Source organism: Bacteroides muris (ex Fokt et al. 2023), assembly GCF_024704895.1.
Taxonomy (GTDB): domain Bacteria; phylum Bacteroidota; class Bacteroidia; order Bacteroidales; family Bacteroidaceae; genus Bacteroides; species Bacteroides muris.
This window is the reverse complement of sequence record NZ_JAMZEE010000005.1, coordinates 98,856-115,774: the sequence shown is the minus strand read 5'-3', so window position 1 is coordinate 115,774 and position 16,919 is coordinate 98,856. Positions and strand designations below refer to the sequence as shown.

The window sequence follows — 16,919 nt, the reverse complement described above, 5'->3', positions numbered from 1 at the left end:
GTAATCGGAATTACTCTGTAACTTCAGCGCCCCAATTCTCTTTGGAAAGACGCTTGTAGCTGTTGTAACGCCATTTAGCGTTTTCTTCAGCTGCCTTGAACAGCTCGTCGGCTTCCTGCGGATATTGTTTCATTACGGATGCGTAACGAACTTCGCCTTTCAAGAAGTCTTGGAATCCGCTCCAATCCGGTTCCTTGCTATCCAGCGTGAACGGATTCTTGCCTTCGGCTTCCAAAGCCGGGTTGTAGCGCCACAAGTGCCAGTAACCACACTTGACAGCCTTTTCTTCCTCTGCCTGGCTCTTGCCCATACCTGCCTTCAGACCGTGGTTGATACACGGAGCGTAAGCGATGATGAGTGACGGGCCGGGATATGCTTCTGCCTCACGGATAGCCTTCAGGGTTTGAGCTTGGTCGGCACCCATGGCGATTTGAGCAACGTATACATAACCATAAGTAGTAGCCATTAGGCCGAGGTCTTTCTTGCGTACACGCTTGCCGGCAGCGGCAAACTTGGCGATGGCACCTACCGGAGTAGACTTAGAAGACTGTCCGCCCGTGTTGGAGTAAACCTCGGTATCCAGTACGAGGATGTTGACATCCTTACCGCTTGCGATTACATGGTCGAGACCACCGTAACCGATGTCGTAAGAAGCACCGTCACCACCGATAATCCATTGGCTGCGTTTTACCAGGTATTGAGCCAAGCTGGCGATGGCCTTGCAGCTGTCGCACTTGTCTTTGGCTGCTTCTACCATCGGAATGATCTTTTCAGCCAGTTCTTTGCTCTTGTCTGCATCGTACATGTTTTCAATCCAAGCCTGGAATACTTCTTTGTATTCGGCCGGAGTTCCTTCTGCTGCGATGGCATCTTCCATAGCCTTCACGATACGTGCACGCATCTTTTCGTTGGCAAGCTCCATACCCAGACCGAATTCGCAGAAGTCCTCGAACAATGAGTTTGCCCAAGCAGGACCGTGACCTTTTTCGTTTCTGGTATAAGGAGTGGAAGGTACTGAACCGGAGTAGATGGAAGAACATCCTGTTGCGTTGGCCACCATTTCGCGGTCACCGAACAACTGGGAAATCAGTTTGACGTACGGAGTTTCACCACAACCGGAGCAAGCGCCTGAGAACTCAAACAAAGGAGTAGCGAACTGAGAGTTCTTCACGTTAGCCTTGATGTCGACCAGGTGTTGTTTGCTCTTCACGTTTTCAGTACAGTAAGTCCAGTTGGCAGCTTCCGGCAATTGGCTTTCGAGGTGCTTCATAGTCAGAGCCTTGCCACCCTTCTTCGGGTTACCCGGACAAACATCGGCACAGTTGCCGCAACCCAGACAGTCGAGAACGTCTACCTGAATACGGAATGTCATGCCGTCGAATGCCTTACCTACAGCCTTCAGTTGAGTGAAGTCGGCACCCTTCTGCTCTTCAGCATCGAGTACGAACGGACGGATGGCAGCGTGAGGACAAACGTAAGCGCACTTGTTACACTGAATACAGTTTTCAGCATTCCATTCGGGAACGAATGCAGCCACGCCACGTTTTTCGTATTTGGCAGTACCTTGTTCCCAAGTACCGTCTTCGATACCCTTGAATGCAGATACCGGCAACAGGTCACCGTCTTGTGCATTGATAGGACGAACCACTTCGTTGATGAATGCGGGGTCGTTGTTTTCAGCCTTGGCGTCGTCTGCCAGATTGGCCCAAGCAGGATCGACGGCCAGCTGCTTGTATTCACCGCCACGGTCAACGGCTGCATAGTTCTTGTTGACAACATCTTCACCCTTCTTGCCGTAAGACTTAACGATGAATTTCTTCATCTGCTCTACAGCCAAGTCAACCGGAATAACGCCGGTGATACGGAAGAATGCGGACTGCAGGATGGTGTTGGTACGGTTGCCCAAACCGATTTCTTGTGCAATCTGGGTTGCGTTGATATAGTAAACAGTGATATTGTTTTGTGCAAAGTACTTCTTCACCTTGTTAGGCAGGTTCTTGGCCAGTTCTTCGCCTTCCCAGATGGTGTTCAGCAAGAAAGAGCCGTTTTTACGCAAACCGCGGGTTACGTCGTACATGTGCAGGTAAGCCTGAACGTGGCAAGCCACAAAGTTAGGTGTATTTACCAGATATGTAGAGCGGATAGGAGTGTCACCGAAACGCAGGTGCGAGCAGGTGAAACCGCCTGATTTCTTGGAGTCGTAAGAGAAATAAGCCTGGCAGTGCTTGTCGGTATTGTCACCGATAATCTTCACGGAGTTCTTGTTGGCACCTACCGTACCGTCAGCACCCAAACCGTAGAATTTGGCTTCGAACATGCCTTCGCCGCCCAATGCGATTTCTTCTTCCTGGGGCAGAGAAGTGAAGGTGACGTCGTCTACGATACCGATAGTGAAGTGGTTCTTTGGCATCGGCATAGCCAGGTTCTTGTAAACGGCGAGGATTTGTGCGGGAGTAGTGTCCTTTGAGCCCAAACCGTAACGGCCGCCTACGATAACCGGAGCATTCTCTGCACCGTAGAAGCAGTCTTTTACGTCGAGGTACAGCGGTTCACCGTTGGCACCCGGTTCTTTCGTACGATCCAGTACGGCAATCTTCTTGGCAGTCTTGGGAACGGCGGCCAGGAAGTGCTTGGCAGAGAACGGACGATACAAGTGAACGGCAACCAAACCTACCTTTTCGCCATTGGCAACGAGGTGGTCGATGGCTTCGCGGGCAGCTTCCGTTACAGAACCCATGGCGATGATGACGCGTTCTGCATCTTCTGCACCATAGTAATCGAACAAACCGTACTTGCGGCCTGTGATTTTGGAAATCTCGTTCATGTATTCCTCAACGATAGCCGGAACAGCTTCGTAGTAATTGTTGCAAGACTCACGGTGTTGGAAGAAGTGGTCGGGGTTTTCGGCCATACCACGGGCAACCGGATTCATCGGGTTCAATGCACGTGCGCGGAATTCAGCCAGAGCTTCCTGGTCGATAAGCGGAGCGAGGTCTTCGTTCTCCAGCATCTCAATCTTCTGGATTTCGTGAGAAGTACGGAAACCGTCGAAGAAGTTCATAAACGGAACACGTGCCTTGATGGTGGACAGGTGGGCAACACCTGCCAGGTCCATGACTTCTTGTACGGAACCTTCGGCCAACATGGCAAAACCTGTCTGGCGTGCAGACATGACGTCTTGGTGGTCGCCGAAGATACACAGTGCATGGCTTGCCAGTGTACGTGCCGATACGTGGAACACGCAAGGCAGGAATTCACCGGCAATCTTGTACATGTTCGGAATCATCAGCAACAGACCCTGTGAAGCTGTGTAGGTGGTAGTCAGCGCACCGGCTTGCAGAGAGCCGTGAACGGCACCGGCAGCACCGCCTTCCGATTGCATTTCCTGTACCAATACTGTTTCGCCGAAGATGTTCTTGCGACCTGCGGCAGCCCATTCGTCTACGTATTCAGCCATCGTAGAAGAGGGGGTGATGGGGTAGATGGCAGCTACTTCGGAGAACATATATGAGATATGTGCAGCAGCCTGGTTACCATCACAAGTAATGAATTTCTTCTGTTTAGTCATAACTAAATTGAATTATTTATTTAAGTAAAAAATCTCTCTTTCTTAATACAAGAAGCCGAATAACCAGAGAGGTATTTGGTTACCTCGGCCTATTTCCGCCTTATGCAGTACATAAGTGACTCCCGGATTATTCTTTATCTTTGTCCCTTCCGGACAAATCTTGAAAGGCATCACCTCGTCTACCATGAACGAGATGTTCTTGTCGCCCTTGTTCACCTTGTGGTCCTTCCACATTGTGTTCGCAAAGAAAGTGTCCAGTACGTCCTGCTCTTCTACCTTGACGGGATAGATGGAATACATCAGATTTGAATTGTGCATCATTATCTTCGACGGCTTCTTGGGAAATTCCTCTCCCTTCGGATATACCATATTGATGAGTCGTGCGTCTGCCAGATACTTGATGTAATTCATTACTGTGGCGCGGGATGTCTGTATGTCGTTTGCCAGTTGGCTGACGTTCGGTGCTTTCGGTCCGTCCACAGCCAATAAATATAGCAATTTCTTTATCTTCGAAAGATATTTCAGTTCTATTTGTTTGATTAGAAGGATATCCACTTCCACCATCATGTTCATCGTCTTGAGCAGATTCTCCGAAAAGTTGCGCTTTTCGAGGAAGAAAGGGTAGAAGCCGTGGTGCATATAGTCCTGCATGTAGTCCAGCGGACGTACTTTGGAGAGGATGCCTTTGGCTATTTGTTCGTGGTTGCTCAGGATTTCTTCCAGCGGATAGGCATGGAATTTCATGCCCGTCTGCAGGTTCAGGTATTCGCGGAAGGAGAAGCCGCGCAGGTTGTAGCTTTTCACAATGTCGCGCAACTCCATATTCTCTTCTTTCAGACGCATCACAGAGGAACCGGTGAATACGATTTTCAAGTTTGGGAAACGGTCGTAGCACATGCGTAGCTCCTTGCTCCACTCCGGATATTTGAATACTTGGTCTATCAACAGCACTTTTCCTCCGCGGCGCTGGAACTCGGCGGCAAATTCCACGATGCCATGTCCGGAGAAGTAGAAGTTGTTCATGTTGATGAAAAGGCAGGAACGGTCTGTTCCGAATTTTTCTTTGGCGTATTGTAGCAAGAAGGTGGTCTTACCTACGCCTCTTGTCCCCTTGATACCGATAAGACGGTCGTTCCAGTCTATTTCGTCCATCAGGTCGCGGCGTACGGGAGCATGGGTATGCTCTACGAGATAAGCGTGTGTACGGTAAAATGCTTCCATGCTTTCAATTCGGTTTATCAGGCGGCAAATATACTGCTTTTTTGTGTATTTGCAAAGTAGAGATGGCAAAATATTGTATAACTTTGCACTTTCAAACAAAAAGTGGGTAATTGATTAAATAATTGAAAGAGATGAAACTTTATGTGTTCAATCCTGATGCTGACATGGCATTGGGAAATAACGAAGAAAATTATATGGCGCCCGCTACCATCCGTCGTATGGCTGAAGACCTGGCTTTGCTGCCGATTTGGTATGCCCGGCCGGGTAGTGGCGTGTTGGCTCCTTCCGCCTATAATGCAGATTATCTGAAACAGATGCAACAGTTGTTCCGGTTGGATGTGCAGTTGGTGACGGAGCCGGAGCTACCCGATTATGCTGATATGCAGGTGATTCCTTGGGGATGGAATCCCGCTATCCGTAAGCGGATGCTGAAAGGGGGAGTAGCGGAATCGCTGCTTCCTTCGGCAGCAGACCTTTCCCGTTATCGCCGACTGGCTTCGCGCGCCAATGTCCGTTTGCTCTACGCATGTGGTGGTGAGGCCGGGAATATGTCCTATCTCTGTGGTGGTGAAGGCGTTCTTGTGACGGCAGACGATTTTGCAAACAAGGGGCGGGAGGCTGTGCAGGAGCTGCTGTTGCGTTGGCAGGACTGTGGGTGCATCTGCAAGTCGCTTTGGTCGGGCAGTGGGAAGGGACTTTGCTGGTATCGGCAGGAGGAGATGGAAAAGGTGATAGACTGGTGTTGTCGCGCTTTGCGTACCGATGGGGCTTTCTGGTTGGAACCTATATATAATAAGGTGGAGGATTTTGCAATGGAGTTCTATGCCGATGGCAAGGGAGGTGTCCGTTTTGTAGGCTATTCCCGCTTTGTCACGGATGGCAAAGGGGCCTATCGCGGTAATTTGCTGGCCACGGACATGCAGGTGGAGGAGTGGATTCAGACTTATGTTCCTTTGGAAGCATTCCATCGTCTGCGCGAGTCTGTGCGAAAAGGCCTGGCTGCGCTGGGGACTGATTATACCGGCTTTTTGGGGGTAGACATGATGGTCTGCCGCCAAGAGAAGGGGCATCCGTATGCAGTCAATCCTTGTGTGGAGGTTAATTTGCGGATGAATATGGGGATTGTTGCTCATACGTTCTGCGATAGATTCGTCGCTCCCGGTGGCGAAGGATTTTTCTCTATCGAATACTTTCCCGCTCAAGAGGCTTTGCAGGAGCAGCACGCAAGGGATATGCTGGAACACCCGCTGCGTGTGGAGCAAGGCAGGGTGGTGTCGGGCTATCTGCCGTTGATACCGGTTACGCCGAGAAGCAGGTATCGGGCGTTTGTAAGGGTGGGGTAGTCCTGTATTCATAGTGATAAAAATATGATTATCCGCATTCCTCGCCTCTGATAGGCTGTTTGCATGCTTCATCTTTATCCTTTCACCGCTTCTGTCGGCTTCGTCCTTATAGTGATGTGTCATTGAAAGCCTTTTAATGTCATGTTATAAGCCTTTCAATGCTATATTATAAGGCTTTTAATTGTATCTTCCCTATGCTGCCTTTCCAACAGACTTATACACGTATCTTGCTTCCTGGTAGCATTGATGTGCCGTAATGTGGAAGACATGAGGGTATATTACGGATAATCATTATAAAAAAACTCTTTTTTCTTCGATTTTTAAATAAGATTCCATACATTTGCCTTCGATTATAAGAGCGAAGTGTTGCTGGTAATCATTTTTACGGGAAAATATTAGCGTTTGCTATTATTCTTTAATCGTAGTTGAAACTTAGGAACTTTCAAATTGCATAATGATTAAGAATAAGATGGCTGACGCCTACGTTTAGCGTAGGTGCATCTTACTTCTTTGATTATGCAAGGTTTCCTAAGACCTCAACTACAGAAGACAGAAAAAGATGCCCTGCGCTTTTTTTTGCATCTCTTCTCTCCTTATCCTAAAGACAATAGTTTTTCGTTATACTTTCTCTTCCATTGCCAAAATAATTTTACAATTTTAGTTATTAATTTAAAAGAAATCGTTATGAAAGAGTTTAAAACATTAGTGTTTGCTATTGCATCAATCTGTTTGTTGGGTGCATGTGGAGGGTCAAAGCAAGTAACAACGCCAGGAGGTACGACTAAAGGTACCAAACAAGCCCCATGGGGGACTGAAATAGAGTTGAACGAATGTCAGATTTTGGCTGAACAAAGCCCGGCAACACGTGCCTATGGAGAAGCAACGAATCATCGGTTGTCGTTTGCAAAAGCTTATGCAGAAGGACAAGCAAGAGCTGCATTGGCACGTGCTATCAGTGCCATAATCAAAACTGCAACGAATGAAGCTGATCTTTCATGGGAGAAGTATGCGGGGACAACATCGGAGGGACAAAGTGTCATAGATGAAGGCAGTAAAGGAGAAGGGAAAGCGTTGCAAATAGCAGAGGAAATCGTTGAAAATACTGTAGTGATAAAAACGAATCAGTATATGCAACCCAATCGTCAATATCATATCTTTGTTTGTGTTGAGTATCAGGGGGATGTGACTAAAATGGCGGCTAAAATAGTTGATAAGGTAAAACAGCAAGTCCCGGATGAAGATAGAATAAAGATGGAATATCAATTTCAAAAATTCGAAGAAAAAATAGAAAAGGAATTGGCTAAAAGAAGTAACAAGTAGGCATCGATGAGAGTATTAATATTAACAATTCTGATATTGATTAATTTTCGCAGTTATGGTTTGTATGCCCAGGTAAATATACAGCATATAAAGTCAGATTCTAAATATTGGAGTGCAGAAGGAAATGGTACTACGGTAGAAGAGGCTGATCATGATGCTTTATCTCAAATTATTAGGCAAATATCAGTCAGTGTATCAACGACAATGCAAGAAGAAAATGAGAATAGACTGGTCAATGAGGGAGTTGAATATTCATATTATGCTCAAAAGGGATTTGTCAAATCATCTTCTTTTGCTTCCCTGCAAAACGTGGAAATGATTGTTCTGGAACCGGAACCCAATGCCAAAGTTTTCAGATGGGTTGCCAAAAGTGAGGTTGGCCGAATGTTTGAGGAACGGAAGAACAAGATTCTTGATTTTGTAAAAACCGGAAAGATTGCGGAACAAAGATTACAGATAGACGATGCGTTGCGCAACTATTATTGGGCATTGATGCTCGCCAAGGTCAATCGGGATGCTGTCTATGCAGATTTCAATACTGGCGAGGAGGTGAATTGTCTTACTTTCCTGCCGTTGAAGATAAAATCAGTCATATCCCGCGTCAGGGCAAATCTGGAAGAATGTGTCAATAGCGATAACCGCTATTTTGCCAAAATGCGTTTCACCTATGAGAATCGGGATGTGGCAAGCATACAACTACGCTATTTCGATGGGCAGTCTTTCGTTGGTCCTTTAGTTGTAAAAGACGGCATCGGGGAAATGGATTTAGTCTCATTGCCTGCCGATGGAAAGATGAAAATGCGCTATGAATATAGTTTTCGCAAAGAAGCTGAGAATCTTGATGCAGAGTTGAGGGCTATATTTTCAGAAATATCTGCTCCACCGATAGACAATGCTTTGGCAGAAATACCTGTCAAAGTAAATGTGAAGAAAAACACAATGGCTATTGATGAAAAGCGTATGAAAGAAACAGCAGCCTCTGTTGTTGTAGCCGAAGTTCCTGCGGAACCGATACGTACCAAGCAACGGATGGAACTTTCCACAGTTTCCAATAGTGGAGAGCTTGCCAATGTCTTGCAGCAGGTGGAAAATGCCATCAAGCAGGGAACGCCCCAAGCTGCTTATCCGCATTTCACTCCTGAAGGGTATAAGTTGTTTGAGACTTTACTGAGTAAGACAGGAACTGTCTCTTTGGTAGGCGAAAAGCAGAATTATGAATTCATACAAGCCAACGGGCAAGTTCTGGCACGCTTCTGCAAGGTGAAAATCAAATTCAGGAATGGGAAGTCGTTCATGGAAAACTTGGTATTCAGATTTAATGAAGAAAGCAAGAAAATCCAGTCGGTAGCTTTGGCTTTGAGCAAAAAGGCAGAGGAAGACATTTTTAACGCAGCCTCTTCGTGGACGGAAATATCGCGTTTTACCATTCTGCAATTCATGGAAGATTATCAGACTGCTTATTCTTTAAAAAGGCTGGATTATCTTGAAAAGATATTCTCTGATGAAGCGATTATCATAACCGGCACGGTATTGAAAACTGCTTCTTCCAATCAAGTTGAAGGGATGCCAATCGATTTCGGGAATACAGATGTGCGGTTTACTCGACAGAACAAGCAACAATATCTTTCCAATTTGCGGAGACATTTCAATGAGCGGGAATACATTCACCTTACTTTCGAAGACAACCAGGCCAAAGTGATAAATGCTCCACGGATACCTCGCGGAACGGCGTTTGCCATACAAATTAACCAATTGTATAATTCACCGATCTATTCTGACCGAGGATATTTGACCCTTATATTGGATGCTTCGAAGGAGCTTCCTGTCATCCATGTCAGGCTGTGGCAACCGGAGAAATCCAACATGCTGACATTGGATGAATTCATGAATAAATTTGAGTTTTAATGTTTTAATCTTTATAAATTATGAAAAGGATTTTGTTGGCTATTTTTGTAATAATGTTGTCATGCTTGGTTTACGGTCAAGACAAGCCTCAATTACAACTACACTCCTTCAGAATTGTGAAATCGGCAGGCGGCATGGCAAATTTGGGAACCTTGTTCCAGAACGGGTGGCCGAAAGATTCCAACGGTGAAGAAGATTGCGCATGGGTACGTGTGAGATTTGAGAATATGACGATGGCAGATGCAGCCAACGTAAAATTCAGTTTCGGAAACAGTGCCCCGATTGAAGATATCAAAGACAAACTGAAAGAAGCGGAACACGAGATATGGCTTTTTGTTACCCCCACAGAGAATGCTTATATGGAAGCCGGGCTCGATAAGTATGGGATGAGCAACCGCTTGTCTAATATAAAGTTGGAACCTAAACAAGCATACGACGTTGTGCTGAGGAATGACAAAACGATGTCAATCAACATTATAACAAAACCTGAGGGTGCCATAGCTTCGTTGGAAACCGGTCAAAAAGAAAATACTCCGGCTACCATTACTGGCGTTTCGCTTGGAAAGCATACTCTTACAATCAGCCATAATGGGAAAACACTGAAAAAAGAGGAGATAGAAGTGACGGAAGAAAATGTACGTTTTGAGTATGACCTCAGAGAAAGAAAAATGGTGGAATTCATAAGCGATCCCACCGGAGCGGTGCTATTCATTAATGGTGAAGAAAAAGGGAAAACTCCGTTGACAATAGAGTTGCCTTACGATTCTTATAATGTGGAAGCCAGGCTCAGCCTTCAAGAGACGGATTCAAAGGCATTTACCGTAAGCGGACTTTCTGAAACTAAAATCAAACTGGAGCCTATCAAGAAAAAGACATTTGAAGCTTTCGCAACCTACAACGGGAAAAAAGTGGATGCGGATCTTTATATCGACGGAAAACAAGAGGGAACCCGGCAGGCTTCTTACACATTGACCAAGCCCATTGGGAAAAGCTACGATATGAACATGATTTACTATGGAAATAGTAAAAAGCGGAAGATAAGGATAACCAAAGACATGGATGTGGAACAAGAATTCAAGATTTCCGCACGCAATTCTTTTGTATGGCCTTGGCAACGCGAATATGATGTTTGTCCGGTGGGATTCTCGATGGGATACGTGTCAAAGCAATTGGTGACCAGAGGGGAAGGGGAGAAACTGAAAGAAAATGGAGTTTGGGATGATGGGGAAGGAAAGTCACTACATGGCATGCAGCTTGGGTTGCATTTCCAGCCATGTTTTTCTTTCGGACTCGGGCTTTATTCTGGAGTATTCTATGAATTGTATATGTCGTGGAACGATGACTATGATTACAATCAATTTATAGAGCATTGTATCTATGTTCCGTTGCATGCTTATTACAGATTGCCTTTTGCAAATAAAGTGGCATTATCGGTACATGGTGGTTTAGGCTTCAACTACAGTGTGTATGGTGCTTACACTGACGATGAAGATAATCTTGAAGATTTTACTGATTTTTATGGAGAAGAAGCTTTCCCAAAACGTTTCAATATGGCTGCTGAAATAGGGCTTGGCTTCCGGGTTGGGCTGGTGCAGATCAATGCACAATATGCCAAAGGTATCACCAACCATAAATCTTATGAGTCATTAGGTGATTATAAAACGAAGCAGAATAAGCTTTCTTTAAGTGTATCTTATGTATTTGGCAGTAATTAACAGCTTGGTGTTATGGTAAATAAAATTATTTATTTAGTACTTTTTTGTGTCTTGATGCCTTTGGGCATCAAGGCACAAAATACGTTCGAGGAATTCAAGAAGAAACTTGAAGGTGACTACGCTTCATTCAGGGATACACGGAACAAAGAGTTTGAAGACTTCAGGAACAAGATTAATGAAGAATACGCTTCATTGCTAAAAAAGACATGGAAGGAATTTAATGCTTTCCAGGGCATACCTGTGCCTGATGAAGACAAACCTGTCCCACCAGTGGTTTATCCCGACGAAGACAAGGATAAGCCAATAAAAGACACTCCGAAACCTTTTGATGAAATAATTCCGATTGTTAAGCCGGAGCCTCAACCTGAACCGGTTGTACCTATTGAGGAAACTCCGAAACCGCCGGTTGAATCATACTACGCTTTTAAGTTCTTCAACACTTCGCTGAAAGTACGGTTGGAAGACAAGCATCGTTTCACTTTGCGCAGTTGTAATGAAAATGAGATAGCGACAATTTGGAACAAACTGTCAGGTACGGCTTATAACAATGTTATAAATGATTGCCTTGGAATACGTTCCCAAAACAGGTTATGCGATTGGGCTTATCTGTTGATGCTGCGCGATTTGTCCTATAGTTTCTTTAAATCGGGTTCCAATGAAGCCGTTTTGTTCACTGCTTTCCTTTATTGCCAGTCGGGATATAAGATGCGGTTGGCAAGTGCTGGAAACCGGCTGTATTTATTGTATGCAAGTAACCATGAGATATATGATAAAAATTATTGGAAAATTGATGGAGAAAGCTTTTATCCATTGGATTGTGACCAAAAACAATTGCGTATATGTCAGGTCGCTTTCCCGAAAGAAACTCCGCTCTCATTGCAGATTCCAACAGAACCGCTATTGGCCGTACGAATTTCGGCTCAACGCTCCCTGCAATCCAAGCGTTACCCTGAAATGATAGTTACAGTAAATACTAATGAAAATCTGGTGAAATTCTTTGATACCTATCCCACGTCAATGATAAACGAAGATTTCGGAACTCGGTGGGCTATGTATGCAAACACGCCGTTAAGTAAGCAGGCTAAAAACTCTTTGTATCCCAGTCTGAAAAAAGCAATAGCAGGAAAGACGCAGTCAGAAGCCGTAAATCGGATACTTAACTTTGTACAAACGGCATTTGTCTATGAATATGACGACAAAGTATGGGGTGGAGACAGAGCATTCTTTGCCGACGAGACTCTTTATTATCCCTATTGTGATTGTGAGGATCGGTCTATACTATTTTCGCGATTGGTGCGCGATTTGTTAGGATTGGAAGTCGTACTGATTTATTATCCGGGGCATTTGGCTACCGCTGTACAATTTACAGAGAATATAACCGGTGATTACGTCGCAATGAACGGTAAACGTTACGTTATATGCGACCCTACCTATATTGGTGCACCTGTGGGTGCTACAATGCCTAAAATGGATAACGCCAAAGCAAAAATAATATTGCTGGAATAATCTTTGTGAAACGTTTTATTAATCCACATATCATGGCAATGGACGATTCTGTTAATATAGAACGTTTTCCTGGATGAACCGGTAGCGAGTACTCTCTTTTTACCGATTTCCCGACTGGCATGCCTCGCTTTCGTTTCCGCAGCGGTCTACGGCTGTCACGGCAAAGTACTTCCGTGCCATCCAAGGACGGATGGGGGCATAGGTGTATTCCGTGCCTTGCACTCGTTGTGCCAGGATATTCTCCGGATTGGAGGTATCTACGGGATAGGTGTCCGAACCGTAGACTACATACATCGGGGCATTCCGCTTGTCATTGTCCGTGGCGGGTTGCCAGCTTAGTTTCCAATAGCCGTTTTCCGGTGCTGTTACTGTGAGTCCGGCGGGAGGTGTAGGGGCTACATTGTCTATCCACGGCATGGCGGGATGCAGGGCAGGGGCGGTATAGAAGTCTTCTTCCAGCGCACCATAAAGCCCTTGCGTGTTGTCCATCAGATACTTCACCCGATAGTGCGCCTCGCCTGCCAGACCTTGTGCACGGATAAAGTACATCTGCCGCTCAATCTCGTCCAGCGTCCAGTTCCCCTCACCGGGGTCGAGGAAGTAGATGCCCAGACCGGGGATGATTTGGCGTCCGTTGCTTTGTTCCTGCCAGTCGAGGGCAAAAGGGTAGAAGTGGTTGCCACGGAAATAGAGCATCGGATAAATCTGGTCCTGGATACCCTCGCCCAGCCAACCCTGCACGTCCTGATAGACGGTGTGGAAGGCATTCCAGCCACGCGACGGATAGCGGGAAGTGTCTTTGTATTTTCCTACCGGGCAGGTGCTGACCTTTACCCAGGGTTTCATTGCTTTTACACCTTTATATATATAGCGCATTATTTCCGTCAGGTTATCCCGGCGCCATTGGGCAAGGCTGCGTCCTTTGCTATACTTGCGGTAGTCGTAGCTGTCGGGAAAGCGGGGGGCGTTTTCCGGATAGCGCAGGTAGTCGAAGTGCACACCGTCTATATCATAGCGTTCCACCACTTCGCGGACAAGGCTCATCAGATATTCCTTGGTTTGCGGGTGTCCGGGGTTCAGGAAGTACTCGCGTTTGTAGGGCACGCAGATAGCGCGTTTCTTCTTGGTGACCGATTCTTTGCCAAGGGCAGCCACATGCTTGCTGTTGCCCAACGGAATCGTTACCATCCAGGCATGGCATTCCATGCCGCGCTTGTGGCATTCGGCTACGGCAAAAGCCAGCGGGTCGTAACCGGGGTCTCCGCCCACCTTTCCGGTTAGTATGGAGTTGTAGGGCTCGATGGATGATTTATAGAGGACATCTCCCCGTGTACGGGTCTGGAACAATACGGTGTTGAAATTGGCAGCTTTCAGTCTGTCCAGTATTTCAGTCAGTTCGGCTTTCTGCTTGCGGATGCCTTCGGGCGAAGTGGCACGCGTCTGAGGCCAGTCCAGTCCATAAACGGCGGTTATCCAGGCGGCGCGCACTTCATGTTTGCGCGGTTGTGCGGCAAGCGGCAGCAAGACGGCTATATACAGTAAGATAAAAAATGCCCGTTTCATAAGTTGCGTGTGATGGGCAGACTTGGTACGGAGCGGATACGAAGATATCATGAAGCTCGGATGGAGGATAGGAAAGTACATAATTTCTTATTTAGTATACATTTTCTCGGCGAAGATAAGCAAAACACCCGATTATTTTGTGCTGTTTACTTGGAAACAGTTACATTTGCGAAATTAAAAACATGAACATGCCATGATTACATTTACGCTTTGCCTGCTGGCGTTGATAGCCGGCTATTTTCTCTACGGACGCTTTATGGAACGCGTCTTTGGTCCCGACAACCGCAAAACACCTGCCCTTACAAGAGCCGATGGTGTGGATTACATTCCGCTGCCTATCTGGAAGATTTTCATGATACAGTTTCTCAATATAGCCGGACTGGGACCTATCTTCGGTGCCATCATGGGAGCCAAGTTCGGCACGGCATCCTATCTGTGGATTGTACTTGGCAGTATCTTTGCCGGTGCCGTGCACGATTATCTTGCCGGTATGCTTTCACTGCGTCATGGAGGAGAGAGCCTTCCTGAAATCATCGGACGTTATTTGGGGTTGACCACTAAGCAGGTGATGCGTGGCTTTACTGTTATCCTGATGATATTGGTAGGGGCGGTATTCGTGGCAGGCCCTGCCGGACTGCTTGCCAAGCTGACTCCCGAAAGTCTGGATACGACTTTCTGGATTATTGTAGTATTTGCTTATTATATTCTTGCTACATTGTTGCCGGTAGATAAGATTATCGGCAAGATATATCCGTTGTTTGCCATAGCCTTGCTGTTTATGGCTGTCGGTATTCTGGTGATGCTTTACGTCAACCATCCCGCATTGCCGGAGATATGGGACGGATTGCAGAACACGCATCCCGATGCTGCCCTGTTGCCTATCTTCCCTATTATGTTTGTCAGTATAGCTTGTGGTGCAATCAGTGGTTTTCATGCCACTCAAAGTCCTCTTATGGCACGCTGCATGACAAGTGAACATTACGGACGCCCCGTTTTCTACGGAGCCATGATAACCGAAGGCATTGTAGCTTTGATTTGGGCCGCCGCCGCCACTTGCTTTTTCCATCAGAATGGTATGGAAGAGACGAATGCCTCCATTATTGTAGATGCCATTACAAAAGACTGGCTGGGCATCGTAGGCGGAGTGTTGGCTATTCTGGGTGTCATTGCCGCTCCTATTACCAGTGGTGATACGGCTTTCCGCTCGGCACGTCTCATCGTGGCCGACTTCTTGGGAATGGAGCAGAAATCCATACGTCATCGTTTGTATATTTGCATACCGATGTTTCTGGCGTCCATCGGGCTGTTGCTCTATAGCTTGCGCGACAAGGATGGCTTTGATATGATTTGGCGCTATTTTGCCTGGGCCAACCAGACTTTGTCTGTTTTTACCTTGTGGGCAATTACCGTTTATCTGGTGCGCGAGAAGAAAGGGCATTGTTATTACGTAACCTATTTTCCGGCATTGTTCATGACAGCCGTGTGTGGCTCTTACATCTGCATTGCTCCCGAAGGCTTCGGGCTCGGTCCCGATAGTGCACTGAGCATAGCCTTGATAACTGCTGCACTGGCTGCTCTTTGGTTTAATATCTGGTATTTCAAGACAACTAAAAAACTTTGGAAATGAAGAGAATAAGGAAATCTACCGGGCTTACGCTGGCCCTGCTTATTTACGTTTCTGCTACTGCCGCCTATTTCCTTCCCCGTAATACGGAAATCAGTGATACGGAGAAGTACGTTACTGTAGCTGCTTCGTACCTCATTGTATTTGTGTTGTGGCTGGTACTTCGCAAGAAGGAGGCACTGCAACGCAAACGATTCGAAGAAGATGATAAACAACATTGATTATTCACTTAAAAAAACAGAACAAGATGAAAAAACTGGCATTATTCGTTTGCTTGCTTGTTGTCGCAGTGGCAGCTCAGGCGCAGTTTGAAAAGGGTAAGTGGATTTTGAATCCATCCATCACAGGGTTAGAACTCTCTCATGACACGGGAACCGACAAGACAAGTTTTGGGCTTGAGGCTAAGGGAGGTGCTTTCCTGCTCGACAATGTGGCTTTGCTGGTGCATGCCGGAGTTGCTTGGAACACCGGAGGATCTGACCTCGATGTCTATACGTTGGGTGTAGGCGGACGTTATTATTTTGACAAGATTGGCGTGTATCTGGGTGCCGATGTCAATGTAGACCGTTGGGATTGGGGACACAATTTGGATGATACAAAGTTCTCTTTCGGTCTGGAAGCCGGTTATGCGTTTTTCCTGACGCGTACGGTAACCATTGAGCCTGCCGCTTACTGGAACATTAATGACGACCGTTCTAAATTTGGTCTGAAAGTAGGTTTCGGGTTCTATTTCTAATCTTATTTTCCTGCTACTGCAAGTTGTTTTGCAGTGCCGCTGCAAATGTGTTGCAGTGGCACTGCATAAATGTTTGCAGTAGCTCTGCAACTAATGTACAGTGGCACTGTAATAGGTTTGCAGCAGTACTGCAAAAGATATGCAGTGGTTTTGCAGTAACGTTTTGCTTAGAGCAATGCTGCATATTTTCCAACTTGTTTCAAGCGCTCCATGAGTGTTTGGTCACTTTCTGCCAATTGTATGTTATAGTCTAGCTGCGTTCGCATTATTATATGAGATGCCGGTTTGTGCAGCAAGCTTAGTTTGGGGTAATTTTCTATTTTCCACCTCTTCTTTGAGTAATTCACCCGGATGTATAGGGCGTTGACATTTATAATTTTCCATATTCATAATCATTTATAGTAGTCCGATAATTCCA

The 16,919-nt window shown here is 46.1% G+C and carries 11 protein-coding genes; 8 read left to right on the top strand and 3 right to left on the bottom strand.

The features are described 5' to 3' along the window. Positions 1 to 10 precede the first annotated feature (10 nt). Both nifJ and M1B78_RS03565 read right to left on the bottom strand, forming a co-directional pair. Positions 11 to 3,568, bottom strand: a complete 3,558-nt coding sequence (gene nifJ / locus M1B78_RS03570; RefSeq protein WP_257939911.1) for a pyruvate:ferredoxin (flavodoxin) oxidoreductase — start codon at positions 3,566 to 3,568, stop codon at positions 11 to 13. A 42-nt stretch (positions 3,569 to 3,610) separates the two neighbouring features. Further along, the gene (locus M1B78_RS03565) at positions 3,611 to 4,789 is read right to left on the bottom strand and encodes an ATP-binding protein (RefSeq protein ID WP_136011092.1); all 1,179 of its coding nucleotides are present in this window, start codon (positions 4,787 to 4,789) and stop codon (positions 3,611 to 3,613) included. A 131-nt stretch (positions 4,790 to 4,920) separates the two neighbouring features. Here M1B78_RS03565 and M1B78_RS03560 point away from each other — a divergent pair, with 131 nt between their 5' ends. The 5 genes from M1B78_RS03560 to M1B78_RS03540 all read left to right on the top strand — a co-directional run bounded on the left by M1B78_RS03560 (position 4,921) and on the right by M1B78_RS03540 (position 12,578). After that, positions 4,921 to 6,132 (top strand): hypothetical protein, encoded by a 1,212-nt coding sequence (locus M1B78_RS03560; protein WP_257939910.1) that lies wholly within the window; start codon positions 4,921 to 4,923, stop codon positions 6,130 to 6,132. Positions 6,133 to 6,648: 516 nt separating this feature from the next. Further along, positions 6,649 to 7,452 carry a hypothetical protein gene (locus M1B78_RS03555; protein ID WP_148356399.1) on the top strand — a complete coding sequence of 268 codons (804 nt, stop codon included), beginning with the start codon at positions 6,649 to 6,651 and terminating at the stop codon, positions 7,450 to 7,452. Positions 7,453 to 7,656: 204 nt separating this feature from the next. Further along, positions 7,657 to 9,357 (top strand): hypothetical protein, encoded by a 1,701-nt coding sequence (locus M1B78_RS03550; protein ID WP_257939909.1) that lies wholly within the window; start codon positions 7,657 to 7,659, stop codon positions 9,355 to 9,357. Positions 9,358 to 9,377: 20 nt separating this feature from the next. Then, positions 9,378 to 11,072 (top strand): PEGA domain-containing protein, encoded by a 1,695-nt coding sequence (locus M1B78_RS03545; RefSeq protein WP_257939908.1) that lies wholly within the window; start codon positions 9,378 to 9,380, stop codon positions 11,070 to 11,072. Positions 11,073 to 11,084: 12 nt separating this feature from the next. Then, positions 11,085 to 12,578 (top strand): hypothetical protein, encoded by a 1,494-nt coding sequence (locus M1B78_RS03540; protein ID WP_257939907.1) that lies wholly within the window; start codon positions 11,085 to 11,087, stop codon positions 12,576 to 12,578. Positions 12,579 to 12,677: 99 nt separating this feature from the next. On the opposite strand, the gene M1B78_RS03535 is transcribed toward M1B78_RS03540, so the two are convergent. Further along, the gene (locus tag M1B78_RS03535; RefSeq protein WP_257939906.1) at positions 12,678 to 14,141 is read right to left on the bottom strand and encodes a glycoside hydrolase family 10 protein; all 1,464 of its coding nucleotides are present in this window, start codon (positions 14,139 to 14,141) and stop codon (positions 12,678 to 12,680) included. A gap of 193 nt (positions 14,142 to 14,334) precedes the next feature. On the opposite strand from M1B78_RS03535, the gene M1B78_RS03530 reads away from it, so the two are divergent. From M1B78_RS03530 to M1B78_RS03520, 3 genes are read left to right on the top strand one after another with little or no spacing between them, the layout of a single operon-like run. Then, complete coding sequence (locus M1B78_RS03530; protein ID WP_257939905.1) at positions 14,335 to 15,768, top strand: carbon starvation CstA family protein; 1,434 nt, start codon at positions 14,335 to 14,337, stop codon at positions 15,766 to 15,768. After that, entirely contained in the window at positions 15,765 to 15,986 is a 222-nt protein-coding gene (locus M1B78_RS03525; protein WP_257939904.1) for a hypothetical protein, read from the top strand. The genes M1B78_RS03530 and M1B78_RS03525 overlap by 4 nt, the downstream gene beginning before the upstream one ends. A gap of 26 nt (positions 15,987 to 16,012) precedes the next feature. Next, positions 16,013 to 16,501: a porin family protein gene (locus M1B78_RS03520; protein WP_257939903.1), complete on the top strand. Its 489-nt coding sequence runs from the start codon at positions 16,013 to 16,015 to the stop codon at positions 16,499 to 16,501. Positions 16,502 to 16,919 lie beyond the last annotated feature (418 nt).

What these genes read in the sequence shown, in the direction of transcription:
- nifJ (WP_257939911.1), bottom strand. Translation starts at nt 3,568, where the DNA reads ATGACTAAACAGAAGAAATTCATTACTTGTGATGGTAACCAGGCTGCT.
- M1B78_RS03565 (WP_136011092.1), bottom strand. Translation starts at nt 4,789, where the DNA reads ATGGAAGCATTTTACCGTACACACGCTTATCTCGTAGAGCATACCCAT.
- M1B78_RS03560 (WP_257939910.1), top strand. Translation starts at nt 4,921, where the DNA reads ATGAAACTTTATGTGTTCAATCCTGATGCTGACATGGCATTGGGAAAT.
- M1B78_RS03555 (WP_148356399.1), top strand. Translation starts at nt 6,649, where the DNA reads ATGCAAGGTTTCCTAAGACCTCAACTACAGAAGACAGAAAAAGATGCC.
- M1B78_RS03550 (WP_257939909.1), top strand. Translation starts at nt 7,657, where the DNA reads ATGCAAGAAGAAAATGAGAATAGACTGGTCAATGAGGGAGTTGAATAT.
- M1B78_RS03545 (WP_257939908.1), top strand. Translation starts at nt 9,378, where the DNA reads ATGAAAAGGATTTTGTTGGCTATTTTTGTAATAATGTTGTCATGCTTG.
- M1B78_RS03540 (WP_257939907.1), top strand. Translation starts at nt 11,085, where the DNA reads ATGGTAAATAAAATTATTTATTTAGTACTTTTTTGTGTCTTGATGCCT.
- M1B78_RS03535 (WP_257939906.1), bottom strand. Translation starts at nt 14,141, where the DNA reads ATGAAACGGGCATTTTTTATCTTACTGTATATAGCCGTCTTGCTGCCG.
- M1B78_RS03530 (WP_257939905.1), top strand. Translation starts at nt 14,335, where the DNA reads ATGATTACATTTACGCTTTGCCTGCTGGCGTTGATAGCCGGCTATTTT.
- M1B78_RS03525 (WP_257939904.1), top strand. Translation starts at nt 15,765, where the DNA reads ATGAAGAGAATAAGGAAATCTACCGGGCTTACGCTGGCCCTGCTTATT.
- M1B78_RS03520 (WP_257939903.1), top strand. Translation starts at nt 16,013, where the DNA reads ATGAAAAAACTGGCATTATTCGTTTGCTTGCTTGTTGTCGCAGTGGCA.